Origin of the sequence: Rhodococcus triatomae, from assembly GCF_014217785.1 — a bacterium.
GTDB classification, from domain to species: domain Bacteria; phylum Actinomycetota; class Actinomycetes; order Mycobacteriales; family Mycobacteriaceae; genus Rhodococcus_F; species Rhodococcus_F triatomae.
On record NZ_CP048814.1, the window covers coordinates 4,129,452 to 4,156,447 of the forward strand.

The 26,996-nt window shown below is 69.7% G+C and carries 27 protein-coding genes and 1 pseudogene; 15 read left to right on the forward strand and 13 right to left on the reverse strand.

Annotation, left to right across the window (positions count from 1 at the left end; genetic code table 11):
* The first annotated feature begins 1 nt into the window (after window position 1).
* On the forward strand, window positions 2-820 hold the full coding sequence (gene pspM, locus G4H71_RS19635) for a phage shock envelope stress response protein PspM (RefSeq protein ID WP_139183303.1): 819 nt from the start codon (window positions 2-4) through the stop codon (window positions 818-820).
* A gap of 11 nt (window positions 821-831) precedes the next feature.
* On the opposite strand, the gene G4H71_RS19640 is transcribed toward pspM, so the two are convergent.
* Genes G4H71_RS19640 through G4H71_RS19650 form a run of 3 tightly spaced genes read right to left on the reverse strand, consistent with a single transcriptional unit; the run spans window position 832 to window position 2,752 of the window.
* On the reverse strand, window positions 832-1,461 hold the full coding sequence (locus G4H71_RS19640; RefSeq protein WP_072738707.1) for an energy-coupling factor transporter transmembrane component T family protein: 630 nt from the start codon (window positions 1,459-1,461) through the stop codon (window positions 832-834).
* Window positions 1,458-2,138 carry an energy-coupling factor ABC transporter ATP-binding protein gene (locus tag G4H71_RS19645; protein ID WP_072738706.1) on the reverse strand — a complete coding sequence of 227 codons (681 nt, stop codon included), beginning with the start codon at window positions 2,136-2,138 and terminating at the stop codon, window positions 1,458-1,460. Before G4H71_RS19645 ends, G4H71_RS19640 begins: the two co-directional genes overlap by 4 nt.
* Before the next feature lie 11 nt (window positions 2,139-2,149).
* A complete protein-coding gene (locus G4H71_RS19650; RefSeq protein ID WP_072738705.1) occupies window positions 2,150-2,752 on the reverse strand; it encodes a biotin transporter BioY in 603 nt (200 codons plus the stop codon).
* Between the two features lie 236 nt (window positions 2,753-2,988).
* On the opposite strand from G4H71_RS19650, the gene G4H71_RS19655 reads away from it, so the two are divergent.
* The 6 genes from G4H71_RS19655 (at window position 2,989) to recX (ending at window position 7,155) form a co-directional block, all read left to right on the forward strand.
* Window positions 2,989-3,153 (forward strand): hypothetical protein, encoded by a 165-nt coding sequence (locus G4H71_RS19655; RefSeq protein ID WP_169847165.1) that lies wholly within the window; start codon window positions 2,989-2,991, stop codon window positions 3,151-3,153.
* 28 nt (window positions 3,154-3,181) lie between these two features.
* Window positions 3,182-3,889, forward strand: a complete 708-nt coding sequence (locus G4H71_RS19660) for a PIG-L deacetylase family protein (RefSeq protein WP_072738759.1) — start codon at window positions 3,182-3,184, stop codon at window positions 3,887-3,889.
* Window positions 3,890-3,984: 95 nt separating this feature from the next.
* Window positions 3,985-5,163, forward strand: coding sequence for a glycosyltransferase (locus tag G4H71_RS19665; RefSeq protein WP_072738704.1), 1,179 nt, complete (start codon window positions 3,985-3,987; stop codon window positions 5,161-5,163).
* Window positions 5,154-5,348 carry a DUF3046 domain-containing protein gene (locus tag G4H71_RS19670; RefSeq protein ID WP_072738703.1) on the forward strand — a complete coding sequence of 65 codons (195 nt, stop codon included), beginning with the start codon at window positions 5,154-5,156 and terminating at the stop codon, window positions 5,346-5,348. Before G4H71_RS19665 ends, G4H71_RS19670 begins: the two co-directional genes overlap by 10 nt.
* A 261-nt stretch (window positions 5,349-5,609) precedes the next feature.
* The gene (gene recA, locus G4H71_RS19675; RefSeq protein WP_072738702.1) at window positions 5,610-6,653 is read left to right on the forward strand and encodes a recombinase RecA; all 1,044 of its coding nucleotides are present in this window, start codon (window positions 5,610-5,612) and stop codon (window positions 6,651-6,653) included.
* Window positions 6,654-6,660: 7 nt separating this feature from the next.
* Entirely contained in the window at window positions 6,661-7,155 is a 495-nt protein-coding gene (recX, locus tag G4H71_RS19680) for a recombination regulator RecX (RefSeq protein ID WP_246442759.1), read from the forward strand.
* 34 nt (window positions 7,156-7,189) lie between these two features.
* On the opposite strand, the gene G4H71_RS19685 is transcribed toward recX, so the two are convergent.
* From G4H71_RS19685 to gluA, 5 genes are all read right to left on the reverse strand, one after another.
* The gene (locus tag G4H71_RS19685) at window positions 7,190-7,711 is read right to left on the reverse strand and encodes a uridine kinase family protein (RefSeq protein ID WP_139183302.1); all 522 of its coding nucleotides are present in this window, start codon (window positions 7,709-7,711) and stop codon (window positions 7,190-7,192) included.
* A 30-nt stretch (window positions 7,712-7,741) separates the two neighbouring features.
* Entirely contained in the window at window positions 7,742-8,647 is a 906-nt protein-coding gene (locus tag G4H71_RS19690) for an amino acid ABC transporter permease (RefSeq protein WP_072738699.1), read from the reverse strand.
* Complete coding sequence (locus tag G4H71_RS19695) at window positions 8,644-9,324, reverse strand: amino acid ABC transporter permease (protein WP_072738698.1); 681 nt, start codon at window positions 9,322-9,324, stop codon at window positions 8,644-8,646. Before G4H71_RS19695 ends, G4H71_RS19690 begins: the two co-directional genes overlap by 4 nt.
* A gap of 87 nt (window positions 9,325-9,411) precedes the next feature.
* The gene (locus tag G4H71_RS19700; protein WP_072738697.1) at window positions 9,412-10,245 is read right to left on the reverse strand and encodes a glutamate ABC transporter substrate-binding protein; all 834 of its coding nucleotides are present in this window, start codon (window positions 10,243-10,245) and stop codon (window positions 9,412-9,414) included.
* Between the two features lie 91 nt (window positions 10,246-10,336).
* Window positions 10,337-11,065 carry a glutamate ABC transporter ATP-binding protein GluA gene (gene gluA, locus G4H71_RS19705; protein ID WP_083343205.1) on the reverse strand — a complete coding sequence of 243 codons (729 nt, stop codon included), beginning with the start codon at window positions 11,063-11,065 and terminating at the stop codon, window positions 10,337-10,339.
* A gap of 268 nt (window positions 11,066-11,333) precedes the next feature.
* Between gluA and miaB the strand changes: the two are divergent.
* Both miaB and G4H71_RS19715 read left to right on the forward strand, forming a co-directional pair.
* Window positions 11,334-12,891, forward strand: a pseudogene (gene miaB / locus G4H71_RS19710) (tRNA (N6-isopentenyl adenosine(37)-C2)-methylthiotransferase MiaB).
* The gene (locus G4H71_RS19715; RefSeq protein ID WP_072738758.1) at window positions 12,888-13,484 is read left to right on the forward strand and encodes an Rv2732c family membrane protein; all 597 of its coding nucleotides are present in this window, start codon (window positions 12,888-12,890) and stop codon (window positions 13,482-13,484) included. Before miaB ends, G4H71_RS19715 begins: the two are co-directional and overlap by 4 nt.
* On the opposite strand, the gene G4H71_RS19720 is transcribed toward G4H71_RS19715, so the two are convergent.
* On the reverse strand, window positions 13,460-13,990 hold the full coding sequence (locus G4H71_RS19720) for an alpha/beta fold hydrolase (RefSeq protein WP_072738695.1): 531 nt from the start codon (window positions 13,988-13,990) through the stop codon (window positions 13,460-13,462). The two genes, G4H71_RS19715 and G4H71_RS19720, sit on opposite strands and share 25 nt — an antisense overlap.
* Before the next feature lie 6 nt (window positions 13,991-13,996).
* Window positions 13,997-15,385 carry a DUF349 domain-containing protein gene (locus G4H71_RS19725; RefSeq protein ID WP_072738694.1) on the reverse strand — a complete coding sequence of 463 codons (1,389 nt, stop codon included), beginning with the start codon at window positions 15,383-15,385 and terminating at the stop codon, window positions 13,997-13,999.
* 185 nt (window positions 15,386-15,570) lie between these two features.
* Here G4H71_RS19725 and G4H71_RS19730 point away from each other — a divergent pair, with 185 nt between their 5' ends.
* From G4H71_RS19730 to G4H71_RS19755, 6 genes are all read left to right on the forward strand, one after another.
* Entirely contained in the window at window positions 15,571-16,329 is a 759-nt protein-coding gene (locus G4H71_RS19730; protein ID WP_246442756.1) for a class III extradiol ring-cleavage dioxygenase family protein, read from the forward strand.
* Window positions 16,317-17,258, forward strand: coding sequence for a tRNA (adenosine(37)-N6)-dimethylallyltransferase MiaA (gene miaA, locus G4H71_RS19735; RefSeq protein WP_072738693.1), 942 nt, complete (start codon window positions 16,317-16,319; stop codon window positions 17,256-17,258). Before G4H71_RS19730 ends, miaA begins: the two co-directional genes overlap by 13 nt.
* Before the next feature lie 119 nt (window positions 17,259-17,377).
* On the forward strand, window positions 17,378-18,193 hold the full coding sequence (locus G4H71_RS19740) for a TrmH family RNA methyltransferase (RefSeq protein WP_371842602.1): 816 nt from the start codon (window positions 17,378-17,380) through the stop codon (window positions 18,191-18,193).
* A gap of 70 nt (window positions 18,194-18,263) precedes the next feature.
* On the forward strand, window positions 18,264-19,160 hold the full coding sequence (gene dapF, locus G4H71_RS19745) for a diaminopimelate epimerase (protein ID WP_072738754.1): 897 nt from the start codon (window positions 18,264-18,266) through the stop codon (window positions 19,158-19,160).
* 30 nt (window positions 19,161-19,190) lie between these two features.
* Window positions 19,191-20,672, forward strand: coding sequence for a GTPase HflX (gene hflX / locus G4H71_RS19750; RefSeq protein WP_072738692.1), 1,482 nt, complete (start codon window positions 19,191-19,193; stop codon window positions 20,670-20,672).
* Window positions 20,673-20,703: 31 nt separating this feature from the next.
* Window positions 20,704-21,780, forward strand: coding sequence for a YjiK family protein (locus G4H71_RS19755; protein ID WP_072738753.1), 1,077 nt, complete (start codon window positions 20,704-20,706; stop codon window positions 21,778-21,780).
* A gap of 22 nt (window positions 21,781-21,802) precedes the next feature.
* Here G4H71_RS19755 and G4H71_RS19760 read toward each other — a convergent pair whose 3' ends face one another.
* From G4H71_RS19760 to betT, 3 genes are read right to left on the reverse strand one after another with little or no spacing between them, the layout of a single operon-like run.
* Window positions 21,803-23,359, reverse strand: a complete 1,557-nt coding sequence (locus G4H71_RS19760) for a GMC family oxidoreductase (protein ID WP_072738691.1) — start codon at window positions 23,357-23,359, stop codon at window positions 21,803-21,805.
* Between the two features lies 1 nt (window position 23,360).
* The gene (locus G4H71_RS19765) at window positions 23,361-24,872 is read right to left on the reverse strand and encodes an aldehyde dehydrogenase family protein (protein ID WP_072738752.1); all 1,512 of its coding nucleotides are present in this window, start codon (window positions 24,870-24,872) and stop codon (window positions 23,361-23,363) included.
* 32 nt (window positions 24,873-24,904) lie between these two features.
* The gene (gene betT, locus G4H71_RS19770; protein ID WP_083343196.1) at window positions 24,905-26,962 is read right to left on the reverse strand and encodes a choline BCCT transporter BetT; all 2,058 of its coding nucleotides are present in this window, start codon (window positions 26,960-26,962) and stop codon (window positions 24,905-24,907) included.
* Between the last annotated feature and the right edge of the window lie 34 nt (window positions 26,963-26,996).

Consider the following 26,996-nt stretch of genomic DNA (forward strand, 5'->3'; position numbering starts at 1 on the left):
CGTGAGTACGACGAGTGGTGGCCGACCGGGATTCCGATCCCGGTCGGCCACAGCTGTTTCCGGAATCGCCGCAGCGCAGCGGACGGCGCGGGTGTGGGGCGATACCGTCGCCGAAGCGGCGCGACGTCGGCTGGATCCGCGGGAGAAGGCGCAGCGTCGTATCCGCAGGGCCCGGTGGCGGGCGACCCGGTTCGGGGCGGCGTCGGGAGCGTCCGCCGCCGGTGCGGTGGGTCTCGCTGTCGCGTCGGCCCCGGATGCGGCGGTGTTCGCCACCGGAGGCGTCGCCGGGTTCCTCGCGGTGCCTGCGGCATTCGGCGTCGCCCGGTACCGGCGGCTGCGCGCGCAACCGCTGCCCGCGGGACGGGCCGTACGGCGCCCGTTGCCGGTGTCGACCTCGGCGGCGTACGAGCCCATGGCCCGTCTGGTCCGCTCCGAGCGGGCGCTTCACCACGTACTGGGCGTGCTGTCCCGCACCGGGCGGATCTCCGCGGAGGAGCTGGCCGACACCGATGCGAGCGCTCGATCGGCCGCCGAGGCGTTGGCTGCGGTGGCTGCGGACATCTCCTCGCTCGAGAGTGCGGCCCGCTTGCTCGACGACGGGACGCTGCGCGGGTCGGCCGGTGCGGCAGCCGTCGAACTCGCCGACGGCGTCGAGCACTACGAGGGTCTGGCCGCCGCGGCGGCACGGCTGACGACGGCACCGGTCGACCCGCTCGGTCTCGAACACGAGCGCCGCGAGCTGGTCCGCTCGACCGAGCGGCTCACGGGCCTGGCAGCCGGACTCGCCGAGGTGGACGACATCAGCCGCCGGTACCGCTGACGGGGCTGCGCTCAGTCGTCGGCGCCGCGCGCGGCGAGCGCCTCACCCATCGCATCCGCGGTCATGAGGGTGCCGACGACGACGGGTACGGCGAAGGCCCGCAGACTGAAACGTGCACCCCGCGCCTTGTGGGCGTCGGACACCTGACGGACTATCCCGGCGAGCAGCGGCACCGCGCGGATCGTCATCGCCAGCACGAGTGCGACGCGCTCGGGATCGATCGCACCGCGAGTCCTGCCAGGAAGGCGGAGGCGGCCCAGCGGGGCGAGCCCGCGGGTGAGGGCGTCGAGCATGTCGGAGACCCTGGTGGTGAGACTGACGAGCGCCGCGAGCGCCACGGCGACCAGGAGCGATCCGCACACGACGACGGCGCGTTGCCACCCGGTGAAGATCCACTGGAAGGCGCCGATGATCACCATCATCCACAGCAGAGGTCGCAACTGGTCCAGCGCCGCCCGGGGACCGATCCGGGCGAGCGCGTACAGTCCGACGACCACGGCGGCGGCGGGGATCACGTGCCAGGGGCTGCGGACCGCCGCGGTGACCGCGACGACGAGCACCACGAGCAGTGCCACCTTCGGGCCGGCCGGCACGCGATGCACGATCGTCGTCCCCGGCCGGTAGATGCCGAGTGTCGTCACCGTACCGAGCCCCGGTAGAAGGCCACGGTCTCGGCGGGCTCGCCGTCGGCGACGATGCGGCCGCCCTCGACGACGAGAACCCGGTCGAATCCGTCGAGCAGGTCGAGCTGGTGGGTCACCATGACGAGCTGCTGATCGAGCGCGGCGAAGGTGTCGGCGATGATGCGCGTGTTGCGGAGGTCGAGCAGCGTCGTCGGCTCGTCGGCGACGAGGATGTCCGGCTCGGTCACCAGGACCGCGGCGAGAGCGAGTAACTGCTTCTGGCCGCCGGAGAGCAGGTGAGTCGGGTGATCGGCATGACCTGCGAGCCCGAACCGCTCCAGGATCGTCGCCACCTTCGCCTCCCGGTCCTGCTTCGACAGCGACGAGCGGCGCAGCGAGAATCCGATGTCCTCGGCCACGGTGGGCATGATGATCTGGTGGTTGGGGTCGGTGAAGACGAACCCGACCTTCCGCCGGATCTGCCGGCCCTGGCGTCGGGTGTCGAGGCCGTCGACCGTCACCATGCCCTCGGTGGGGACCACCAGGCCGTTGATCATCCGTGCCAGCGTCGACTTGCCACCGCCGTTCGACCCGATGATTCCGATCCGGTGCTCGGTGAGTGCGAGATCGACGTCGCGCAGGACGACTCGGTCGCCGTAGCGGTGGCCGACTGCGCGGAAGCTGACGTTGTTCACGGACCCGCCCGTCAGGCCGCCTCGGCGCCGCGTGGCAGCCCGCGGTCCTGCGCGAGCAGGGCGGGGTAGGCGCGGTGCACCTGCGCTGCCACCACGGCAGCGACGACCGCCTTGACGAGATCGCCGGGCAGGTAGGAGGCGTTGGCGGTGAGCGCCTGCCAGAAGGTGAGGTCGGCGCGCCACATCATCCCGGGCAGACCGAACGCGTAGAGCACCACGATCCCGCCGAGGATGTTCACCGCGATGCCGGGGACGACCCGGTACCGCGGCAGCATGCGCATCGTGAGCCAGCCGATCACCAGCACGGCGGGAATCCAGCCGATGAGGAATCCGGCGGTGGGTCCGGCGAGCGAGGTCAGGGTCGTGCGGCCGCCGGCGAGGACGGGGAGCACGAGGCCGATCGCCATCACCGTGAGGATCGCCAGCACGCCCTTGCGGGGGCCCAGGAGCGCACCGGCGAGCATCACGCCGAGCGACTGCAGCGTGATGGGAACCCCCGACGTGCCGACGTTGACGGTGCCGGGCAGCCCGAGTGCGATGACGAGGGCGGCGAACACCGCGACGTGCGCCAGATCACGCGAGGTGAAGCGTGCGGAGTGAGACGGTGATGACACGGGGAGGGTGTTCCTTCGTTGCGGGCTCGAACCCGGCGAGTGTACGCCAGCGCGTACTCCGGTGGCGGTGGGCGGGCAGGGCTCGGGGCCTCGGGGTGTTCCCTGATGTTTCCCCCATTTCGGCTCCGCGACGATGCCCCGGCGGCGTCGGCGTGACAGTCTCGTGGTGAGTCCTCGCGAGCCGAACGATGTGCGACGGGGACGGTGACGGGTACCGACCGAGTGGAGGACGACAAATGTTCTGGAAGATTCTTCTGGCAGTGGCGCTGATCTGGATCGCGCTGGCCTTGGTCGGTGCACTGATCAAGGGGCTGTTCTGGATCCTCGTCGTCAGTGCCGCCGTGTTCGGGCTGTACCTGTTGTTCAAGGCGATGTCCGGGAGCGAGCGAACCCACACGTGACGTGACGGGAGATGGGATGCTCGCTCCCATGGACGCGGTACCCGAACAGTGGCAGCGCGGCGTGGTGATCGTCGCCCATCCCGACGACATCGAGTACGGCGTGGCGGCAGCAGTCGCCCGCTGGACCGATCAGGGCAAGGACATCCGCTACGTGCTCGCCACCAGTGGTGAAGCCGGGATCGAGGGTGTGCCGCCCGAGGAGTGTGGTCCGCTGCGGGAGGACGAGGAGCGCCGGTCGGCTGCCGTCGTCGGGGTCACCCGGGTCGAGTTCCTCGGACATCCGGACGGTCGCATCGTCGCCGGCCCGGAGTTGCGCCGGGACCTGGCGGCCGCGATCCGCAGGCACCGCCCCGAGATGGTCGTGACGATGAACTTCGACGACACGTGGGGGCCCGGCCACCTCAACAGCGCCGACCATCGCGCGCTCGGTCGCAGTGTCCTCGACGCGACGGCGGACGCGGCGAACGAGTGGATCTTCCGTGACCTCGAGGAGCCTCGGTGGGCGGGTGTCCGGTGGGTGGCGGTGGCGAATCTCGACCCGAGTCACGCCGTCGACGTCACCGGGACCGTGGACCGGGCGGTGGCCTCACTCGCCGAGCACCGTCGGTACCTGGAGGCACTCGGTGACGTTCCGGTGATCGACCAGGCTCGGGCGCAACTGGATTCGGCCACCGAGGCCCTGCCGGGGTTCCCGGCCGATCGCGCGGTCGGATTCGCGCTGTACCACTTCGGCTGACCTGCCCCGCGATCCGAGCCCGCGGGCGCCACCTCCCGGAATCCCGGAAGGATGCTCCTCTGGTCCTCGCCGGGACGCTGTGCCAGTCTGATCGCGTGCGCGTCGTGATCGTCGCCGGGCCCGATCCCGGACATGCCATCCCTGCCATCGCGCTGTCCTTGCGCTTTCTCGACGCCGGAGACGATCCCGTGCTGTTCACCGGCGGCCGCTGGCTCGCCCGTGGCACTGCTGCCGGTGTGGACACCCGGCTCCTGCCGGGGCTGGCCCCGCGCCCGGGAGACGACGATCTCGACGCCGGTGCCAGAATCCACGCCCGCGCCGCGTACATCTCGACGGAGCTGCTGCCCGAACTGCGCGCGGAGACGCCTGATCTCGTCGTGTCGGACATTCTCACCGCGGGTGGCGGCCTGGCCGCGGAGCGGTTGGGTGTGCCGTGGGCGGAGCTCTCTCCGCACCCCCTGTACGCGCCGTCGAAGGGGCTGCCCCCGATCGGGAGCGGTCTCGCGCCGGGGGTGGGGCTGCGTGGGCGGATGCGAGACACGATGATGCGCGCCGCCACGGCCCGGTCCATTCGTCAGGGTCTGCGGCAACGGTCCGCGGCACGTGTGGGCGTGGGTCTGCCCGCACGCGACCCCGGTCCGTCGGTCCGGCTCCTGGCGACTCTGCCCGCACTCGAGGTGCCGCGTCCCGACTGGCCGGCGAACGCACATGTGGTGGGGCCGCTGCTGTGGGAACCGACGACCGAGGTCCTGGAACCCCCGCCGGGAGCGGAACCGCTCGTGATGATCGCCCCGTCCACGGCGTTCACCGGCGCGGAAGGGATGCTGGAGGCGGCGATCGGCGGGCTCGACGGCGCCGGGGTGCGGGTGGTCGCGTCGATTCTCGACGGCCGGCCACCGGGTGTGCCGGACTGGGTGCGGGCCGGGCTGGGCCGGCAGGACTCGATGCTCGCGGAGTCGGCGGTGGCGGTGTGTGGCGGCGGGCACGGCATGCTGGCGAAGGCGCTGCTGCACGGGGTTCCCGTGGTCACCGTGCCCGGCGGCGGTGATCAGTGGGAGCTGGCCAATCGGGCGGCGCGGCAGGGGAGCGCGGTCGTGGTGCGACCCGCGTCGGCGGACGCGCTGCGAGCCGCGGTGGAGAAGGTTCTGGGCGATCCTTCGTTCGCGGTGGCGGCTCGGGCAGCGGCGGCGACGGCCGAGCACGTGCAGGATCCGGTGCAGGTGTGCCGCAGCGTGCTCGCGGACGGGTCGGCTACCGTGGGATCGTGCGACTGACCGAATTCCACGAACTCGTCGAGGGCGAGTTCGGCCGCCTGCGTGGCGAATCGTTGCTGGTCGACCATGTGATGCAGCGCCTGGGTGGGATGACCGCCGCGGAGGCCATCGAGGCTGGGCGCGAACCCCGCGAGGTATGGCGGGAACTGTGCGCGGAGTTCGATGTGCCCCCGCAGCGGCGTTAGGAACGGCAGCGGCGTTAGGAACGACAGCGGCGCCAGGAACGACAGCGGCGCCGGAACCGGCTGCGGCGGGAACGCGGAGGGTGGATCCGGAGAACGTTCCGGCGTGTCGCCGCCCCGAACACCATGATCGAACACACGTTCGCTTACACTGGGGTCGTTCGCTGGTCCCGGGTTGTCGGTGCCTGGATCTAACCTACGGGCACAACATCGGAACACCGAAACACGCGGACGAGAGCGTGAGACTCGAGAATGGGGACGACGATGGCAGCACAGGCGCACGACAGGGACAAGGCACTGGACCTCGCCCTGGCGCAGATCGACAAGAGCTTCGGCAAGGGTTCGGTGATGCGTCTCGGCGAGGGGGTCCGCCAGCCGATCGCCGTCATTCCCACCGGGTCCATCGCGCTGGACGTCGCACTCGGGATCGGGGGTCTGCCCCGCGGCCGGGTCATCGAGATCTACGGCCCCGAGTCCTCGGGTAAGACAACGGTCGCTCTGCACGCGGTCGCGAATGCCCAGGCCAATGGGGGCATCGCCGCGTTCATCGACGCGGAGCACGCTCTCGACCCGGACTACGCGCAGAAGCTCGGCGTCGACACCGATGCCCTGCTGGTCTCCCAGCCGGACACCGGTGAGCAGGCACTCGAGATCGCGGACATGCTGATCCGTTCCGGTGCACTCGACATCCTCGTGGTCGACTCGGTCGCGGCCCTGGTGCCTCGCGCCGAGATCGAGGGCGAGATGGGCGACAGCCACGTGGGTCTGCAGGCGCGCCTGATGAGCCAGGCGCTGCGGAAGATGACCGGTGCACTCAGCAACTCCGGGACCACCGCCATCTTCATCAACCAGCTGCGCGAGAAGATCGGCGTCATGTTCGGCTCGCCGGAAACCACCACGGGCGGTAAGGCTCTCAAGTTCTACTCGTCGGTCCGTCTGGACGTCCGCCGGATCGAGACCCTCAAGGACGGCACCGATGCGGTCGGCAACCGCACTCGCGTCAAGGTGGTCAAGAACAAGGTGGCTCCGCCGTTCAAGCAGGCGGAGTTCGACATCCTCTACGGTCAGGGAATCAGCAAGGAGGGCTCGCTGATCGACATGGGTGTCGAGCACGGCTTCATCCGTAAGTCCGGCTCCTGGTACACCTACGAGGGCGACCAGCTGGGGCAGGGTAAGGAGAACGCCCGCAAGTTCCTCCTCGAGAACACCGACATCAGGGACGAGATCGAGAAGAAGATCAAGGAGAAGCTGGGCATCGGTGCCGACGTCACGGTGTCCGACGAGGCCGCGGCGCCGGCAGAGTTCTAGGCCGCTGGTGCGTCCCGAGGGAGAGGGTGGCACCGAGGCGCAGGCCAAGGAGATCTGCCTGCGCCTCTTGGCCGATCGTGCCCGTAGCCGCGGGGAGCTGGCCGATCGTCTGCGTCGCCGGGAGTTCGCGCCGGACGTCGTGGACCGTGTCCTGGACCGTCTCACCGAGGTCGGTCTGATCGACGACGCCGACTTCGCCCGTGAATGGGTTCGTTCACGGCACACCTACTCGGGCAAGGGTAAGCGGGCACTCGCCGTGGAGCTCCGACGCAAGGGCATCGGCCCGGACGATGCGGCGCAAGCGCTCGACCTCATCGACCGGGAGGACGAGCGGGCCCGCGCCGGTGAACTCGTGGACAGGAAGCTGCGGTCCGTCTCGCTCGACGATCGGGAGAAGGCCACCCGTCGGCTGGTCGGGATGCTGGCGCGCCGCGGATTCCCTCCGGGAATGTGCTACGAGGTGGTCAAGGAGCGGATCGGGGAGATCGACCCCCCGAGGTGAGCTAGCGGATCGGGTGCCAGGAGCGCGGCACCAGCTAGTCGTTGTCCACGATCAGGTTCGCCCGTTCCCGGGTTCGTTCCCGCGCGAACAGGGCCTGCTCGTCGTAGGCCCACTGTTGTGCGTGTGCACGGTAGGTACTCCAATCGCCTCGTTGTTCGAGCCGCCGGCGTCGGACGGACTCGTCGGCCTCGACCCACAGGATCGTCGAGTACGCCCAGTCCAGAGATTCCCGCGCCGCGCCGCAGCCCTCCACGATCAGGACACCGGACGGGGCCTGCTCGTGCCACTCCGCGTACTCGCCTGTGGCCCAGTCGAACCGCCGCCACCGGACGGGAGCTCCCGTCGCCAGCGGCTCGACCACCCACCGGTGTAGCCGGCGCTCCGACGTCTCCAGCCCGGACCATCCCTCGTACAGATCGTCCATCCGGATCAGCGAAGCCCCCAACAGGGGAACGAGCGAGTCGGCGAGGGAGCTCTTGCCCGACCCCGACCTCCCGTCCACGGCGACCAGGCGAGTGTCCCCGACGCGTGGCGGGCGCGCGCGGACGAACGCCACGATCTCGTGCAGGGCGTGATCGTCCAGTGGTCAGCTCCGCTTGTCGGTGATGTCCATGCCCGGCACCGCGGCATCGGGGAGCGCGAGAGGTACCGCGGCGGCACCACCCTTGCGCCGCCGCCCGGCGCGCAGGCGCTTCTCCAGGCGGGTCGCGGCGTAGGTGAGTGTCGAGTTGAGAACGATCATGATGATCGCGACCACGATCAGAGCCGGCAGATAGTTGCTGTAGAACGCACCCAACTGCTGGCCGGAGCGGACCACTTCGACGTAGCCGATGAGGTAGCCGAGTGCGGAGTCCTTCAGCGCCACCACCATCTGCGAGATGATCGCCGGGAGCATCGCCGTGACCGCCTGCGGCAGCAGGATGGTGCGCATGATCTGGCCCTTGCGCATGCCCAGAGCCATCGCGGCCTCGGTCTGGCCCTTCGGGAGAGACTTGATGCCCGCACGGACGATCTCGGCGATCACCGAGCCGTTGTAGAGCGTGAGGCCCACGATCACCGCGGCCAATGCCAGGTATTGGGACTGGAACACGCGGTACTCGGCGAACACCTGGTAGGCGAAGATCATCAGGATCAGCACCGGAATCGCCCGGAAGAGCTCCACGATGGTGCCCGACACGATCCGGATCACCCGGTGCTCGGAGAGCCGGGCGATGCCGAGCACGGCACCGAGGATCAGTGCCAGCACGATCGACACGGCGGCCGCGACGAGGGTGCCTCGGATACCGGGCAGCAGATACGTGGTCCACGACGTCGACTCGAGGAACGGATCCCATTTGTCGCCGGTGAGCTGGCCCTGTTCGTCCAGCGCGCGATACACGAGGAAGCCGAGCCCGACGAGCAGCACCACGACGATCACCGAGAACGACCGATAGATGGCGCGGGCGCGGGGACCGGGGGCGTCGTAGAGGACGGTGGCGGCGGGAGATCTCATCGGGCGACCTCGAATCGCTTGCTCAGGTAGCCGAAGAGCAGGCCCATCGGCAGGGTCAGGAGAACGAAACCGAGCGCGAAGATGCCGCCGACGACGAAGATCGCCGCCTCGTTCTCGATCATCGTCTTCATCAGCAGTGACGCCTCGGCGACGCCGATCACCGAGGCGATCGTGGTGTTCTTGGTGAGCGCGATGAGCACGCTGCCCAGGGGAGCGGTCACGGCGCGGAACGCCTGCGGGAGCACGATCAGCCGCAGGTTCTGGGAGAACGTCAGCCCCAGGGACCGGCCGGCCTCGGACTGGCCGACGTGCACGGTGTTGATGCCGGAACGGAGGGACTCGCAGACGAATGCCGCCGTGTAGACGCTCAGGCCGAGGACGGCGAGCCGAAAGTTGTTGTCCACGAAGAATGTCGGCGAGTCCTGTTGGGCCAGCGCCACGCCCATCGTCTGGAACAGCCCGAACGAGCAGAAGATGATGATCAGCGTGAGCGGCGTGTTGCGGAAGATCGTCACGTAGGTGGCCGCGACCGCGCGTGCGACCGGAATGGGGGAGACCCGCATCGCGGCGAGGACGGTGCCGATGACGAGGGCGCCGACGCCCGACAGCGCGGTGAGCTTGACGGTCATCCAGAACGCGTCGAGCAACTGCTGGTCGTACTTGCTCAGTAGGTCCACGTACCAACCTCGAGTGAGAAGGGCCAACCCCGAAGGAGAGGGGCCGGGGTCCGGTCGACGGAACGTCGGCCGGACCCCGGCGGGGTGCTAGTAGCGGTCGACGGTGGGCGGCTCGGGGAGCGGGAAGCCGGACGGGCCGACCGTCTCCTCGAAAGCGTTCGCCCACGACCCGTCCGCGATCATCTCCTCGATCGCGTCGTTGATCTTGGTGCGAGTCTCGTCGTCGCCCCTGGCCAGGCCGATGCCGTACTGCTCCTCCGTGAAGGACTCGCCGACGACCTCGAGCTCACCCGGGTACTGCGCCGCGTAGCCGGCGAGAATGATGTCGTCGGTCGTCAGCGCATCGACGGTTCCGTTGCGCAGTGCCTCCACGCAGGCGCTGTAGGTGTCGAACTCCTGGAGCTGGACGTCCTGCGCGTAGGTGTCCTTGACGTTCTGCGCCGGGGTGGACCCCGTCACCGAGCACAGCTTCTTTCCGTTGTTCAGGGACTCGGGGCCGGTGATGTCGGTGCTGTCCGAACGGACGAGGAGCGACTGACCGGCGATGAAGTACGGTCCCGCGAAGTCCACCTTCTCCTTGCGGGCGTCGGTGATCGAGTACGTGGCGACGACGTAGTCCACCTCACCGTTCTGGATCAGGGTCTCCCGCTGCGCCGACGGCGCTTCCCGGAAGGTGATGTTCTCGGGCGCGACACCGAGCTTCTCGCCCACGTACTTCGCGACCTCGACGTCGAAGCCGCTGAAGGTGCCGTCCGGGTTACGGAGCCCGAGACCGGGCTGATCGAACTTGATACCGACGGTGAGCTGACCGGATGCGGCGCTCTCCGAGGCACTGCGCTCCTCCCCGCCGCCACACGCCGAGGCGATCGCGGCCACCGCGAGTGCGCCGATTCCCACACGAATCGAACGGTTGATCCTCATCGAGTTCCTTCCTCTGTCCTGCTGGGTTCGGTGTCCGCCACCGGATCGGGCCGGGGCGAGTGCCCTGCCGTGTCGTGGCAGGGCGACGGTGTCAGTGGCTGAGAATCTTGCCGAGGAAGTCCTTCGCCCGGTCGGACCTCGGATTCGTGAAGAACGTCTCGGGTTCGGTGTCCTCGACGATCTGCCCGTCCGCCATGAACAGCACGCGGTCGCCCGCGCGGCGCGCGAAGCCCATCTCGTGCGTGACGACGACCATGGTCATACCTTCCTTGGCGAGGGACGTCATGACGTCGAGCACCTCCTGGACCATCTCCGGATCGAGTGCCGACGTCGGCTCGTCGAACAACATCACCTTGGGGTTCATGGCCAGGGCGCGTGCGATCGCGACCCGCTGCTGCTGGCCGCCCGACAACTGCGCCGGGTACTTGTCCGCCTGGTTGGCGATCCCGACCCGTTCGAGGAGAGCGAACGCCGACTCCTTGGCCGCGGCCTCCTTCATCCTGCGCACCTTCATCGGGGCGAGCATGACGTTCTCGAGGATCGTCTTGTGCGCGAAGAGATTGAACGACTGGAACACCATCCCCACATCGGCTCGCAGTGCGGCGAGGGCCTTGCCCTCGGCGGGAAGGACCTTGCCGTCGACGGCGATCGTTCCCGAATCGATGGGCTCGAGGCGGTTGATGGTCCGGCAGAGGGTGGACTTGCCGGATCCGGAAGGTCCGACCACGATCACGACCTGTCCGCGCGGAACCTCGATCGTGATGTTCTGGAGAACGTGCAGCGGACCGAACGTCTTCTCGACCGCTGTCATGGAGATCATCGAGGGGGTCGCGCCCGTCGTGGCAGCGGGTCCGGCGTCGTCGGCGTGCGTCATAGTCGATGACCTTATGTGGTGTGGTCCCGCATTCTGACTATTTGGTCCGCGAAATACTGCGATGTCACGGAAACTTTACGGAAATCACGCGCCGTCACCGACGGGCCGGAAGGAGGCGGCGAGCCGGCTCGGGTGAACCAGGCATCTCGTCGTCGCCCGCGACGGTGCCCGGCCAGGTCCCGGACGGTTTGCCCTGCGCCGTACCCTGTACTACGTGGACACGATCGACCAGCAGGCAGGGCACGGCGACGCGGCCGAGGCCGGGACGAAGGCCCCGGTGCGCCGCTACGAGGTACGCACCTACGGCTGCCAGATGAACGTGCACGATTCCGAGCGGTTGTCCGGCCTGCTCGAGGACGCCGGGTACACGAAGGCGGCAGCGGGGGAGGACCCGGACCTGGTCGTGTTCAACACGTGCGCGGTCCGGGAGAACGCCGACAACAAGCTCTACGGCAATCTCAGTCATCTCGCACCGGCCAAGGAGCGCAACCCCGACCTGCAGATCGCGGTCGGTGGATGCCTGGCACAGAAGGACCGCGACACCGTCGTGAAGAAGGCGCCGTACGTGGACGTCGTGTTCGGGACACACAACATCGGTGCGCTCCCCGCACTCCTCGACCGGGCGCGCCACAACCAGCGGGCCGAGGTCGAGATCCTCGACTCGCTGGAGGCATTTCCCTCGACGCTGCCCGCCAAGCGCGAGTCCGCGTACGCGGGGTGGGTGTCGATCTCGGTCGGATGCAACAACACCTGCACGTTCTGCATCGTTCCCTCGCTGCGCGGCAAGGAGGTCGACCGGCGTCCCGGCGACATCCTCGCGGAAGTGCAGGCGCTCGTCGACGAAGGTGTCGCCGAGGTGACCCTGCTCGGGCAGAACGTCAACTCCTACGGCGTGTCCTTCGCCGATCCGGAGATGCCCCGTAGTCGCGGCGCCTTCGCCGACCTGCTGCGCGCGTGCGGGAAGATCGAGGGCCTCGAACGGGTCCGTTTCACGTCCCCCCCACCCGGCCGAGTTCACCGACGACGTCATCGACGCGATGGCCGAGACCCCCAACGTGTGCCCGCAGTTGCACATGCCGCTGCAATCCGGTTCGGACCGCGTCCTCAAGGCGATGCGCCGCTCCTACCGGAAGACGAAGTTCCTGGGAATCATCGAGAAGGTGCGTGCGGCCATGCCGCACGCGGCGATCACCACCGACATCATCGTGGGCTTCCCCGGGGAGACCGAGGAGGACTTCCAGGACACGCTCGACGTCGTGCGGCGGGCCCGCTTCACCAGTGCCTTCACCTTCCAGTACTCGAAGCGTCCCGGCACCCCCGCCGCGGAGATGGACGGGCAGCTGCCCAAGGCGGTGGTCCAGGAGCGGTACGAGCGGCTCATCGCGCTGCAGGAACAGATCACGTTGGAGGCGAACCGGGCGCTGGTGGGCACCGAGGTCGAACTGCTCGTCACGGCGGGCGACGGTCGCAAGAACCACGAGACGTCGCGGTCCAGCGGACGCGCGCGCGACGGCCGGCTGGTGCATTTCCGGCCCGAGGGCAACCTCGACGGTGAGATCCGGCCCGGCGACGTGGTGACGATCGTGGTCAGCGGCGCGGCCCCGCACCACCTCGTCGCCGACACCCCGGTCCTCACACATCGACGCACCCGCGCGGGCGATTCGTTCGAACGTGGGATCACCCCCAAGACACCACCGATCGGTGTGGGTCTGGGCCTGCCGCGGATCGGCGCGCCCGAACCCCTGCCAGTACAGATGGGATGCAGCGCATGAGCGCCCCGAACGACAAGAGCGACGCGGGCGAGAGCACCGCGAAGACCGACCCGATGGAGGGCTACCGCAAGGACTTCGACGCGGCCGAGCGCAAGGTGGCCGGCGAGATCGATCCCGGGGCCCGGGCGCTCGTCGTGGCCGTGGCCGTCGTGGTCCTGCTGGCGTCGTTCATGCTCCCGCACGCGGGTGCCGCCAACGGCTGGGACGTCCTGTCCTACAACGAGGACGCCGCGGCCGAGACGATCATCCTGCCGTCGCGGATATTCGTCTGGCTGGCGCTGGTGTTCGGCGTCATCACCTCCATGCTCGCCCTGGTGACACGTCGGTGGGTCCTGGCCTGGGGGGCGCTGGCCGGTACCGCCGTCTCGATGGTGCTCGGCATGCTCGCGATCTGGTCCCGGCAGACCACCCCCGACGTCGCCGGCGCGGGGCCGGGTATCGGTCTGGTCCTCGCGTGGCTGACCGTCATCGTCCTCACCTTCCACTGGCTCAAGGTGGTGTGGAGTCGCACGGCGATCCAGTTGGCTGCCGAGCAGGAGCGCCGCGAGCACGCCGCCGAACAGGACGACTACAGCCCCTGGCGTCTGCGCTGACCGGACGCGTCCGCGGCAATCGACGCGACCCTCCCGTCGAACTGATGGCCGCCGGACGCGTGTTCGGTGACCCGTGCCGAGGGCAGGCTGGCCGAGTTCAGTGACAGATGGGCGACGGGGACCACCTCGTCGTCCCGGCAGTGATGCAGCGAGAGAGCCACGGCAGGTTTCCGCCCGGCGAATGCGTACTCCTCGACATCCCAGCCCTCCGGGCCCCAGTTCGGCATCGCCAGGAGGACGGCCTCCGGCACACCCTCCCATCGCCTCTCGGCCAGGACACGCAGCAGGATCGAGGCGCCGAACGAGTGTGCGACGAGAAGATCTCCGGTCCGCATCGCCGTCAGGGACGTGCGGATCGAAGCGGCCCACGCATCGAACGACATGTCCTCCTCGGGGAGGTGGGGTATGTCCAGGCGCGCATCGAGGACGCCTGCGAGATCGTCCGCCATGCGGCGGTCGTCGAGGAAGCCTCCTGCGCCGTGGAGGAAGACGAGTCGGGTGGTCACGACCGCCTACCCGCCGACGGCGCCTTCCGCGGCCTCGGCCCACTCGCGCCACTGCTCGGCCTGCGCGAGGGCCTTTTCCGCGTCCTTGGTCTTGCCCGCCGCGGTGGCCTTGGCGGCCTGTTCCTCGAACTGGGCCACCCGCTCGCGGAACTGGGCGGCGCGGGCGAGCGCCTCCGGGTCGGTACGTCGCCACTGGTCGTCGGCGGCCTCGCGCACCCTCTTCTCGATGGCGCGTAGCCGACCCTCGAGTTCGTGCATCCGCTCGCGCGGAACCTTGCCGATCGCGTCCCACTTCTCCTGCAGATCGCGCAGTGCCGCCCGCGCACCGTCGAGGTCGCGGCCGGGATCGATGTCTTCGGCTCCGGCGAGGAGGGCTTCCTTGGCGACCGCGTTCTCCTCGAATTCGGCGTCGCGCTCGGAGGCCGCGGCATTGCGGGCGGCGAAGAACACGTCCTGGGCGCCCTTGAACCGCTTCCAGAGAGTGTCGTCCGCCTCGCGGGGAGCGCGGCCAGCGGCCTTCCACTCGACGAGCAGTTCGCGGAATGCGGCCGCGGTGGGCCCCCAGTCCGTCTCGTCCCGGAGGGCCTCGGCGCGCGCGACGAGTTCTTCCTTGCGGACCTTGGCCGCGGCGCGCTCGCGATCGAGTTCGGCGAAATGGGCGCCGCGCCGGCGGTTGAAGGCCTCGCGGGCCTTGGAGTACCGGCGCCAGAGCGCGTCGTCGACCTTGCGGTCGACGCCACGGATGGTCTTCCACTCGTCGAGGATCTCGCGCAGCCGGTCGCCGGCCACCTTCCACTGCGTCGACTCGGCGCCGATCGTCTCGGCTTCGGCGGCGAGGGCCTCCTTGCGGGCCGTGCTCTCCTGCCGGATGTGCTCCTTCTCCTCGCGGGCGTGCGCCGCGGCTTCCTCGGACCCGGCGACGATCGCGTCGAGGCGGGCGGCGAGCGCATCGATGTCGCCGATGACCGCTGCGGTCGGGAGGGAGTCGGCGAGGGCGACGGCGGCGGCTCGGGTCTTCTTCGCGTCACCGGTGCCGGACGCCAGACGTGCCTCGAGCAGGCCGACCTCGGTGGCCAGGTCGTCGTAGCGGCGACCGAAGTGGGCGAGGCCCTCCGCGGCGTCGCCCGCCTGCCAGGACCCGATCTGTCGTTCCCCGTCGGCGGTCTTCACCCATGCGGTGCCGTCGTCGTCGACGCGGCCGAACTTCGACGGGTCGCCGGCCGGAGGGGCGGGGACGGGGGTGGCCGGAGGGATCGTGGCGTGGGACGGAGCGGGGCCGGGTTTCGGCGGGCCCGGCTTGACCGGGCCGGGTCGCGGTGCGGGGCGGGGCGTCGGCTTCGGCGTGCCCGGTTCGGCGGCGCCGACATCTCGAGTGGCGTCACTGTTGTCCGTCATCGGTTCCTCTTCCCTGCCGCGCGTCACGGCTGCCTGTGCACATGTGGACCACCCGGGCCCGGTTCTCCGGACTCCGGTGGGTGATCCCCGTTGGAGAACATTGAACCCCGGTTCGGTGTCCGAGGACCATTGAATCAGGTCGCGGGGTGTTCCCGGAGGAAGGAAGCGGGCAGACGAGGCATCTCGTGTCGTCGGCTAGCGTGGCGTTCGTGTTCACCGCCGCCGCCTTCGTCCCGTCACCACCCCTGCTGGTACCCGAGTTGAGCGGCCGGACCGACGACGAGTTCGCCCCCGTGCGCGCGGCCGTGCTGGACACCGGGCGCGCGCTGGCGGAACGGGCGAGGCGGTGGGTGGTGGTCGGTGTCGCCGACGGTGGTTCACGGCCGCCGGCACCGGAATCGGTGGGGAGCTTTCTCGGTTACGGGGCGGATGTCCGCGTTCGACTCTCTCCCGTGCCGTCGGCGGACCCGCCGGACGTCGAGGTGGACGCGGAATGGCCCCTGGCTGCCCTGGTCGCCGGCTGGATCCGTGGCCGGGTGGGCCCGGACGTGACGGCGAGCGTGGTCCTGCTCGACGAGGAGTGCACCCCGGAGGCGGCGGCCGCGGCGGGCGCGGCCGTGCGTCGCGAGCTCGACGCGGTGACCGAGCCCGTGGCGCTGCTCGTCGTGGCGGACGGAGCGATCACGTTGACCGAACGTGCGCCGGGGGCACTCGACCTCCGCGCGCCGGAGGTTCAGGCCGAACTGGACGAGGCCCTCCGGTCGGGCCGCCGCGACCTGCTGGCGGCTCTGGATCCGTCCCTGTGCCGCGAGCTCGGTATCGGCGGGAGGGCGCCGTGGCAGGCGATGGCCGGGGCCTTCATGGACGATCCGACGCAGACGACGTCCGACTACTGTGGCGCCCCCTACGGCGTCGGCTACCACGTGGGGACGTGGCTGCCGTGACGCCGTCGATCCGCCCGGTCGCGGTGGTCGGGCCCACCGCGACCGGCAAGTCCGCGCTGGGGCTGGATCTGGCCGAGCGGCTCGGTGGCGAGATCGTCAACGTCGACGCGATGCAGCTGTATCGCGGAATGGACATCGGCACGGCGAAATTGCCACCCGACGAGCGGCGCGGCATCGCGCACCATCAGCTGGACGTCCTGGACGTCACCGCCACGGCCACCGTCGCGACCTATCAGCGCGACGCCGTCGCCGACGTCGAGGACGTGATGGCGCGGGGCCTGGTCCCGATCGTCGTCGGCGGATCGATGATGTACGTACAGGCGCTGCTCGACCGATGGCAGTTCCCCGCCACCGACCCGCAGGTGCGGGCCAAGTGGGAGAGCGTGCTCGAGGAGCAGGGGGTCGCCGCGGTGCGCGCGGCGCTCGTGGCCGTGGATCCGGCCGCGGCCGAGTCGATTCTCCCGACGGACGGTCGACGGTTGGTGCGGGCGCTCGAGGTCGTCGAACTCACCGGCCGACCGTTCGCGGCGTCCGCCCCGACGATCGGCGAACCTCGGTGGGCGGCACGGCTACTCGGCGTGGACCGGGACACCGAGGCACTGGACGAGCGGATCGCGCGGCGGACCGATCTCATGTTCGAGCAGGGGCTGGTCGAGGAGGTGGAGGGACTCGTCGAGCGGGGGCTGCGGGAGGGCGTGACCGCCCGCCGTGCCATCGGGTACGCGCAGGTTCTCGACTACCTGGACGGCGAGTACGGCCTCGACCAGGCCCGGGAACGGACCTTCGTGGGCACGCGCCGGTACGTGCGGCGGCAGCGTTCGTGGTTCCGCCGGGACCCACGGATCCACTGGCTGGACGGCGCGGACCCAGATCTGGCCGGGGCCGCGCTCGCGGTGCTCGGTGCGAGCGAGAGTGAGGGGCAGGGATGAAGCACGGGGCGCAGCGCCGGGGTCCGGCACAGGGTGACCGCCGGGGTCCGGCACAGGGTGACCGCCGGGGTCCGGCGAAGAGTGACCGCCCGGGCCGAGCGCAGGCCGACGGACCCGTGGTGACCACGAGGAACGCGAGTTTCCAGCAGTGGCAGTCCTATCTGGGCAACCGTGCCAAGCGCACTCGTGCCGGCCGGTTCCTGGTCCAGGGCGTGCGGCCGCTGAACATGGCCGTCGAATACGACTGGCCGATCGAGACGTTGCTGCACCGGATCGACGGTGCCCCGCTCTCCGAGTGGGCGCGGGGGGTGTTGCGCGCTCATCCGGCGCGGCAGGTGGGGATCAGTTCCGAACTGATCGGCGAGCTCGGGGAGAAGGAGGACTCGGTCCCCGAGCTGATCGGCGTCGCAGAGACACGCGCGCCTCGCTTGCGCGATCTGGAGTTGCAGCGGTCGCCGCTGATCGTGGCGTTCGACCGGCCGTCGTCGCCGGGCAACCTCGGCACCCTGATCCGTTCGGCGGACGCGTTCGGCGCGGATGCGGTCGTGGTGGTCGGGCACGGTGCGGATCCCTTCGATCCGCAGAGTGTGCGGGCGTCGACGGGCTCCGTGTTCGCCCGTCCGGTGGCGACCGTGCCCTCGGTCGACGACGTGGTGCGCTTCCGGGACGACTGCGCGCGGGCCGGAGGGCGGATGGACATCGTCGGCACCGACGAGACCGGGTCGAGGGACATCGCGCAGCACGATTTCACCGGTGGGACCGTGCTGGTGGTGGGCAACGAGACCCGGGGGATGAGCGCGGCCTGGCACGCGGCGTGCGATGCCGTCGTCCGTATCCCGATCGGCGGTTCGGCGAGTTCACTGGGAGCGCCGTCGGCGGGTGCGGTCGCGCTGTACGAGATCGCCAGGCAACGGAATGGCGGCGCGCAGCGCTGAGCGGTCACCGGCGGCCCGGCGGCGTCGAGATGCCGTCGGTGCAGTGGACACGGTGGATACAGTGGTGGACATGGATTTCAGTAAGGGGCACGGCACCGAGAACGACTTCGTTCTGCTGCCCGACCTCGACGTGCGTATCGATCTGGAGCCGGCTCGGGTGGCCGCGCTCTGCGATCGCAGGAGCGGTGTCGGCGCGGACGGAATCCTGCGGGTGGCCAAGGCCGGTGCGCTGGCCGCGGCAGGCGTGCTCGAAACGCTGCCCGACGGGGTCGCCGAGGACGACTGGTTCATGGACTACCGCAACGGCGACGGATCGGTCGCGGAGATGTGCGGTAACGGGGTGCGAGTGTTCGCCCACTACATCCGCGCCGCCGGATTCGAGCGCAGGGACGAGTTCGTGGTGGGAAGTCGCGCAGGGGGGAAGCCGGTCGTCGTGCACCGCGCCGACGCCGACCGGGGAGAGGTGACCGTCGACATGGGCGCCGTGCGCGAGCTCGGCGCCACCACCGCCACGATCGACGGCCGGGTGTTCCCCGGGATCGGCATCGATGTCGGCAATCCCCACCTCGCCTGTGTCGACCCGCACCTGACGGCTTCGGGACTGGCGGCACTGGATCTGACCGCGTCCCCCGGCTACGACCCGGGGGTGTTCCCGCAGGGTGTGAACGTGGAGATCCTCACCGCGCTCGACGGCGGCGCCGTCGACATGCGGGTGCACGAGCGCGGGGTGGGGGAGACCCGCTCGTGCGGAACGGGCACGGTCGCCGCGGCCGCCGCGGCTCTCCGGCACGACGGCGCCGACGCGGGCCGGGTGGCGGTGCGGGTACCCGGTGGGGAGGTGCTCGTGCGGATCGCCGACGACGGCACCGCGACACTGCGTGGCCCGTCGGTCCTGGTCGCGAGCGGGGTCGTCAGCGACAGCTGGTGGCGGAGCCTGACACCCACGCGGGCAAATGCGGGTGCGTGACAGCGGCCGCCCGTGGGATCATGGGCGGGTATGACGAACACACATCAGGACGCAGAGACCAGCGACACTGCCGACACCTACGCCGCGGCCGCCCCCGCTGCCGACACCGACATGCCCGCCGAGGACAGACCGTCGGTCGGCGAGATGCAGCTCGCCGACCGGAGCGCGCTACGCCGCGTCGCCGGTCTGTCCACCGAGCTCACCGACGTCACCGAGGTCGAGTACCGGCAGCTGCGCCTCGAGCGCGTGGTGCTGGTGGGTGTCTGGACGCAGGGCACGGCCGAGCAGGCCGAATCGAGCATGGCCGAGCTGGCCGCCCTCGCGGAGACCGCTGGTTCGGAGGTGCTCGAGGGCCTCGTCCAGCGGCGCGACCGGCCGGACCCGGCCACCTACATCGGCTCGGGTAAGGCCGAGGAACTGCGCGAGGTCGTCCTCGCGACGGGCGCGGACACGGTGGTCTGTGACGGCGAGCTCACACCTGCGCAGCTGACCGCGCTGGAGAAGGTCGTCAAGGTCAAGGTCATCGACCGGACCGCCTTGATCCTCGACATCTTCGCCCAGCACGCGACGTCCCGCGAGGGCAAGGCGCAGGTGGCCCTCGCCCAGATGGAGTACATGCTCCCGCGGCTGCGTGGCTGGGGTGAGTCGATGTCGCGTCAGGCGGGCGGCCGGGCCGGCAGCAACGGCGGCGTGGGGCTGCGCGGGCCCGGTGAGACGAAGATCGAGACCGATCGTCGTCGAATCCGGGAACGGATGGCGAAGCTGCGCCGGGAGATCCGGGGCATGAAGGCGGCGCGCGACACCAAGCGCACCCGTCGCGTGCGCAGCACCATCCCCTCCGTGGCCATCGTCGGATACACCAACGCCGGCAAGTCGAGTCTGCTCAACGCGCTGACCGGATCGGGCGTCCTGGTGCAGAACGCGCTGTTCGCGACCCTGGACCCGACCAGCCGACGCGCCGCTCTCGACGACGGCCGCGAGTACATCCTCACCGACACCGTGGGCTTCGTGCGGCATCTGCCGACCCAGTTGGTCGAGGCGTTCCGGTCGACCCTCGAGGAGGTGGCCGGCGCGGATCTGCTGCTGCACGTGGTGGACGGATCGGATCCGTTGCCCACCGAGCAGATCAAGGCGGTACGTGAGGTGGTCACCGACGTGCTGCGCGAGAGCGACGCGCCACCGCCGCCGGAACTGATCGTGGTCAACAAGATCGACGCCGCGGACCCGGTCGTGCTCACCCAGTTGCGTGGGTTGCTCCGGGACGCGGTCTTCGTGTCGGCACGCACCGGGGAGGGGATCGAGACACTCCGGGCGACGCTCGCCGACGTCCTGATCCGTCCGGAGGTCGAGGTCAGCGCGCTGGTGCCTTACACGCGTGGTGATCTCATGGCGCGGATCCACGCGGACGGACAGATCCTCGACTCCGAGCACGAGGTGTCCGGGACGCGAGTGCGGGCCCGGGTTCCCGAACCCCTCGCCTCCGCGCTGGCCGACTATCGCGTCGTTGTCTGAGGCAGCCGGCCGGTGGGCCGCCGCGGCGGTGATGGCCGTGCTCGGTGCCGGCCTGACGGGTGCGGCGCCCGCGCCGGCCGAGGCCTCACCGACCGCGCCGACCGCGCCGACCGAGTTCTCGGTGCTGTGTACCCCGACCGACCCGGCACTCGACGAACTGTCCGGCCTGGTGGCAGCGGGAGGCAGACTGTACGCGGTCGGCGACAGCGGCTCCGACGAGGCGGTCGCCGTACTGGGACCGGATTGCGCCGTCCAACAGTGGATCCCGGTGCCGGTCGATCCCTACGACGTCGAGGACATGGCACGCGGTGGCGACGGGCGGCTGTGGCTGTCCGATACCGGGGACAACCGCCGCCGCCGCGAGACGGTGGCACTCATCGCCATGTCCACGGACGGCAGCGGCGGAGGATCGCTGCACCGGCTGACCTATCCCGACGGACCTCACGACGCCGAGACCGTACTGCTCGGCCCGGACGACGTGCCGGTGATCGTCACCAAGACCTTCGGGGGGCCGAGCGGAATCTACCGCCCGGAAGGCGGACTCACGGTGCACGAACTCGCCGAGCCCGGCCCCACACCGCTCGAGAAGCTCGGCGAGCTGGATCTCACTGCGCTTCCGGCGGATTCGGGCCCCGACCCCGACCCCGACCCCGACCCCGACGCTCCGGTCTCCGTGGCGGAGTCCCTGTCCCGGGCGGTGTTCACCGGCGGTGCCGTCTCGCACGACGGCAGCGTCGCCGCGGTCCGCAGCTATTCGCACGTGCACCTCTTCGACGTCCGCGGGACGAGTGTGGGCCAGGCCCTCACGGGGCTCCCGACGGAGTCCCTCGTCCTTCCCCATCAGCCGCAGGGTGAGGCGGTCGCGTTCACCGAGAGCGGCGATCTGGTGATCGCCTCCGAGGCGCGCGGCGGTCCGCTCCCACCGCTGCTGGTCCTGCCGGACGCCGTGGACCGGGTCCGCGACAGTGGCGTGCCGGCCGAGGGCCCGCAGACGGAGGGCGCACCGTCCCCGGACCTGTCGCCAGGTCTGGTGGCCATCGGGCTGGCCGTCGGGTTCGCACTCCTCGGCGGTGGGATGCTCCTGCTCCGGGGACTGCGCCGGAAGTAGCGCATCCGTAGGGACGGGCAGGTCAGGCGCCGCGGACGAGGTCGGCGCAGCGTTCACCGATGAGCATGACGGTGATGTTGGGATTGACTGCCGTGATCGTCTGCATCACCGACGCATCGGCGACCCGAAGACCGTCGACTCCCTTGACCCGGAGCTCGGGGTCGAGCGGGGCCGCGGGGTCGTCCGCGCTACCCATCCGCACCGTTCCCACCGGGTGATAGACGGTGTTGTGGGTGCGGGTGATGTAGTCCTCGATCTCCTGGTCGGTGACGGTGTCGGTGCCGGGGTACAACTCTCGCCCCGCCCACTCGGACATCGCCGGCCGGGCGACGATCTCGCGGGCTCGGCGGATTCCGGCGATCATCACCGGCATGTCGTACGGGTCGGTGAAGTACCGCGGATCGACACGGGGCTTGTCCCGGAAGTCGATGCTGCGGAGACGTACCGTCCCCGTGGATCGGGCTTTGGTGACGTTGGGAGTCAGGCAGAAGGCGTTCTCCGAGGTCGGATAGCCCTGACGCAGGGTGTGCATGTCGAACGGCACCGATCCGTAGTGGAACATCAGATCCGGGCGGTCGAGGCCTTCGCGGGTGGGCGAGAAGATCCCGATCTCCCACCACTGCGTGGACCGGTCGACCATGGGGCGCTTGGCCTCCCACTGGATGACGCCCTCGGGGTGATCCTGGAGATTGCTGCCGACGCCGGGGGAGTCCACGAGCACCTCGATCCCCATCTCACGGAGATGGTCCGCGGGGCCGATTCCGGACAGCATGAGCAGTTTCGGGGTGTCGATCGCGCCGGCGGAGCACACCACCTCCCGGCGGGCGCGAATCCGTCGCGAGTGGATGCCGTCCGGCAGCAGGACGTCGACCCCGATGCACCGACCGCCCTCGATCGGCAGCCGCCGGGCCCAGTGGTCGGTGAGGATCGTGAGATTGGCGCGATGGACGATCGGATGCAGGTAGGACACCGAGGACGACGAGCGGATTCCGTCCTCGCGCGCGTTGATCTGGAAGAAGTTGGCGCCGTTGACGACCGTGGGGCCCTCGTTGAACCGGACCCGGGGGATTCCGGCCTGCTCACAGGCGTCCAGGAGCGCGACCCCGCACGGGTCGTCGGGCGGGACGTCGCGGATGTGCACCGGCCCGTCGTGGCCGTGGTGGTCGCCGGACCGACTGTTGGTCTCGAGCCGCCGGATCAGGGGGTGGACGGACTCGGCGTCCCAGCCGGTGGCGCCGTACTCGAACGCCCACTCGTCGAGATCCTCGCGGGGCGGCCAGAATGCGATACACGAGTTGTGTGAGGAACAGCCACCGAGCACGCGGGCCCGTGCGTGCCGCATGAACGAGTTGCCCTTCTCCTGCGGCTCGACGAGATAGTCCCAGTCGAAACCGGATTCGAGCAGCGCCATCCAGCGATCGAGGACGAGGATCTCGTCGAGACCGACATCGCTCGGTCCCGCCTCGATCAACGCCACGGTCACGGCCGGATCCTCGGACAGTCGTGCCGCCACCGCTGCTCCGGCGGACCCGCCGCCCACGACGACGTAGTCGTACTCGTGCTCGCCGGTCGCGCTCATCTCACTCCTCCTCGCCGGGGCCGCGGAACCAACCGCTGACGCCGGGATCGATGTTGTGATAGACGTGTTTCGCCTCGCGGTACTCGGCGAATCCGGTCGGTCCCAGTTCGCGGCCGAAACCGGACTCGCCGAAGCCACCCCACTCGGCCTGGGGCAGATAGGGGTGGAAGTCGTTGATCCACACGGTGCCGGCCCGCATCCGGTTCGCGACCCGTTGGGCTCGCCCGGCGTCCTGGGTCCACACGGCGCCGGCCAACCCGTACCGCGTGTCGTTGGCGATCCGGACCGCCTCGTCCTCGTCGGCGAACGTCTCCACCGTCACCACCGGACCGAATCCCTCGTCGACGACGACGGACATGCCCTGCCGCACACCGTCCAGCACCGTGGGCAGGTAGTAGTAGCCCTGTTCGAGGTCTCCGGTACCCCACACGCCGCCACACCGGAGGACGGCACCCTCCTCGACACCGCGACGTACGTACTCGGTGACCTTGTCCCGGTGAGCCGCCGAGATCAGCGGGCCGGTCTCCGCCGCGTCGTCGAACGGGCCGCCGAGCCGGATCCCGCGGGCGCGTTCGACGAGGGCATCGACGAAGTCGTCGTGCAGCGACTCCTCGACGATGAGACGGGCACCGGCCGAGCACACCTGGCCGGAGTGGACGAACGCGGCGTTGAGCGCGTTGTCGACCGCGGCGTCGAACAGGGCGTCGGCGAACACGACATTGGCGTTCTTGCCGCCGAGCTCGAGGGCGACCTTCTTCACGGTGGCGCTCGCGGCGGCGGCGATCCGCCTGCCGGTGATCAGTCCGCCGGTGAACGACACCAGATCCACGTCCGGATGCTCGGACAGTGGGGCACCCGCCACGGCGCCCGCACCGAGCACGAGGTTGGCTGCGCCCGCGGGCACGCCACATTCGGTGAGCAGCTCCATGAGCAGGATCGCGGTCGAGGGGGTGAGCTCGCTGGGCTTGAGGACGAAGGTGTTCCCGGCACCGAGACACGGGGCCACCTTCCAGGCGGCCTGGAGCAGCGGGTAGTTCCACGGGGAGATGAGCCCGCACACGCCGACCGGCTCGTACTGGATGCGACTGACCACGTTCGCGTCGCCGGCATCGACCAGCCGCCCGGCGTCCGTCGCGGCGATCGTGCCGAAGTACTCGAAACAGGCGGCGATGTCGTCCATGTCGATACGGCTCTCGACGATCCGCTTGCCGGTGTCGAAGGACTCGGCCCTGGCGAACTCTTCGCGGCGCTGCCGCAGGGTGTCCGCCACCCGGCGCAGCACCCGGCCCCGCTCGGCCGCGACGGTACGGGGCCAGGGCCCCTCGTCGAACGCCCGGCGGGCCGCGGCGACGGCCCGGTGGACGTCGTCGGTGGTCGCCTCGGACACGGTGGCGACGTGGCTTCCGTCTGCGGGGCAGCGGATCTCGCGGGTACCCCCGTCGGCGGCGGGCGCCCATTCGCCGTCGATGTAGAGGCTCGACGCCGGGGTGTCGGTGGGGTCGGGGTGGGTCATGTTCTCTCCCGTGCAGCGTTCGTACCGGTGGATCATTCCATCGTGGGGGTGTTGCGCAGCCGCAGATACTCGATGTGCCGTTCGTACTGGTCCAGGACGTCGCCGATGAGCTGGTCCCGGCCGTATCCCATCACGTCGTAGCCCTGGCTGCCCTCGGTGAGGTAGACCTCGAGCCGGTAGTACACCGCGTCGCCACTCGACGAACGCATCGCGAACGACGGGATCGGGGTGCGTTCGGGCCAGAGTTGATAGCGGAAGGGTGGATTGCCGGCCATGGTGACGGTGAGGTCGATGTGCGGGACGCGGGTGTCCGGTTCGATGTTCTCGACGAGGGTGGCGTCCACGTCACGCTCGCACAACTCGTCCACGACGGCCTGGAGTGCCGGCCGTGCCACCGAGTCGACGTACCTGGCCAGATCGTCACGATCGGGGTAGGACAGACTCCGCGCGACGCGCTGGCGCCACGTCCGCTGCACGCCTCGCTCGGTGGTGACCCGCTCGGACAGTGAGGAATGCAGGGTCGCCCGGATGCTGTCCTCGCGCAGGCCCTCGCTGCGGAGGGCACGATGCAGCCCGGCCATGATGAGCACCATCACGAACGAGAACGGCAACCCCATGATGATGGTGGCGTTCTGTAGCGTGCTGACACCACCGACGAGGAGCATCGCGAGGGTGAGCAGGCCGGTCGCGACGGCCCAGAAGATCCGGGTCCACGCCGGTCCGTCGTCCTCGGGATCGTGCGGGTGCGAGGTGAACTTCGCCATCACGAGTGCGCCGGAGTCGGCGGAGGTGACGTAGAACAGCAGCCCGGTGAAGGTGGCGATCCCCGCGCTGAACACCACGCCCGGGTACTGGTCGAGCAACGAGTAGAAGGCGCTCTCGGGAGCGGTCATCGCCGTCTCGCCGAAGTCGCCGTTGCCGTCGACGACGATGGAGAGGGCGGCGTTGCCGAAGATCGCGATCCAGATGCCGATGAAGGCGAACGGGATCGTCAACACGGCGGCGATGAACTGGCGGAGAGTGCGGCCGCGGGAGATGCGGGCGAGGAACAGGCCGACGAACGGAGCCCACGCGATCCACCAGGCCCAGAAGAACAGGGTCCAGGCGTTGAGCCATTCGGTGGGGGCATCGAACGCGAAGGTGTCGAGAGTCATCGACGGGAAGCGGCTGATGTAGTCGCCGACGTTCATCACCAGGGCGTCGAGGAGGAAACGGGTCTTGCCGGCGATCAGTACGAACAGCATGAGGCCGAGCGCGAGGATCACGTTCAGCTCGGACAGACGCCGGATGCCGCGATCGACGCCCGAGACCACCGAGATCGTGGCCATCAGGACCGCGACGGCGATCAGGGCGATCTGCATCGCGGTGCCCTCCGGCAACCCGAACATGAAGTGGAGGCCGAAGTTCAACTGCACCACGCCGATTCCGAGCGAGGTCGCGATTCCGAAGATGGTGCCGATGACGGCCGCGATCTCGACCGTGTCGCCCACCCGCCCGTTGACCCGCTTGCCGATGACGGGGTACAGGGCGGACCGGATCGACAGGGGCAGTCCGCGCCGATACGCGAAGTAGGCCAGCGACGCTCCCATCAGGGCATACATCGCCCACCCGGTGATGCCGTAGTGGAAGAGCGTCCAGACCACGGCCTGTCGTGCGGCCTCGGTGTTCTCGCCGGGGCCGACCGGCGGCTGGAGATACTGCGTGACGGGCTCGGAGACCGAGAAGAACATCAGGTCGATCCCGATACCCGCGGCGAACAGCATGGCGCCCCAGGTGAATACGTTGTACTTGGGGCGGGAATGGTCGGGTCCCAACCGGATCTTGCCGTACCGGGACACGGCGATGAAGAGGACGAACAGCAGAATCGCCGTCGCCACGAGGAAATACCACCAACCGAACGCCGCGGAGATCCACGCGACGACGTTCCCGATCACCGTGTCCGCACCCTCGCGATCGACCATCGCCCACGCCGTGATCGAGACGATGACGAGGGAGGACACCACGAACACGGGACGGTTGATCCCGGTGCGGACGGGGACTGCCTCGTCGTGGGGCGGAGGCACGCTGTGCTGGTCGTCGATATCCGTCATCGAACTCCTTGCCCCGTCGGCGGCGTCCGTGACG

Bases quoted from the DNA above. Each gene is read 5' to 3' on its own strand.
- G4H71_RS19760 (WP_072738691.1), bottom strand. From the start codon at position 23,359: ATGAGCGCGACCGGCGAGCACGAGTACGACTACGTCGTCGTGGGCGGC.
- betT (WP_083343196.1), bottom strand. From the start codon at position 26,962: ATGACGGATATCGACGACCAGCACAGCGTGCCTCCGCCCCACGACGAG.
- gluA (WP_083343205.1), bottom strand. From the start codon at position 11,065: ATGATCTCCATGACAGCGGTCGAGAAGACGTTCGGTCCGCTGCACGTT.
- dapF (WP_072738754.1), top strand. From the start codon at position 18,264: ATGGATTTCAGTAAGGGGCACGGCACCGAGAACGACTTCGTTCTGCTG.
- G4H71_RS19700 (WP_072738697.1), bottom strand. From the start codon at position 10,245: ATGAGGATCAACCGTTCGATTCGTGTGGGAATCGGCGCACTCGCGGTG.
- G4H71_RS19655 (WP_169847165.1), top strand. From the start codon at position 2,989: ATGTTCTGGAAGATTCTTCTGGCAGTGGCGCTGATCTGGATCGCGCTG.
- G4H71_RS19755 (WP_072738753.1), top strand. From the start codon at position 20,704: ATGGCCGTGCTCGGTGCCGGCCTGACGGGTGCGGCGCCCGCGCCGGCC.
- G4H71_RS19660 (WP_072738759.1), top strand. From the start codon at position 3,182: ATGGACGCGGTACCCGAACAGTGGCAGCGCGGCGTGGTGATCGTCGCC.
- G4H71_RS19765 (WP_072738752.1), bottom strand. From the start codon at position 24,872: ATGACCCACCCCGACCCCACCGACACCCCGGCGTCGAGCCTCTACATC.
- hflX (WP_072738692.1), top strand. From the start codon at position 19,191: ATGACGAACACACATCAGGACGCAGAGACCAGCGACACTGCCGACACC.
- G4H71_RS19725 (WP_072738694.1), bottom strand. From the start codon at position 15,385: ATGACGGACAACAGTGACGCCACTCGAGATGTCGGCGCCGCCGAACCG.
- recA (WP_072738702.1), top strand. From the start codon at position 5,610: ATGGCAGCACAGGCGCACGACAGGGACAAGGCACTGGACCTCGCCCTG.
- G4H71_RS19690 (WP_072738699.1), bottom strand. From the start codon at position 8,647: ATGAGATCTCCCGCCGCCACCGTCCTCTACGACGCCCCCGGTCCCCGC.
- G4H71_RS19715 (WP_072738758.1), top strand. From the start codon at position 12,888: ATGAGCGCCCCGAACGACAAGAGCGACGCGGGCGAGAGCACCGCGAAG.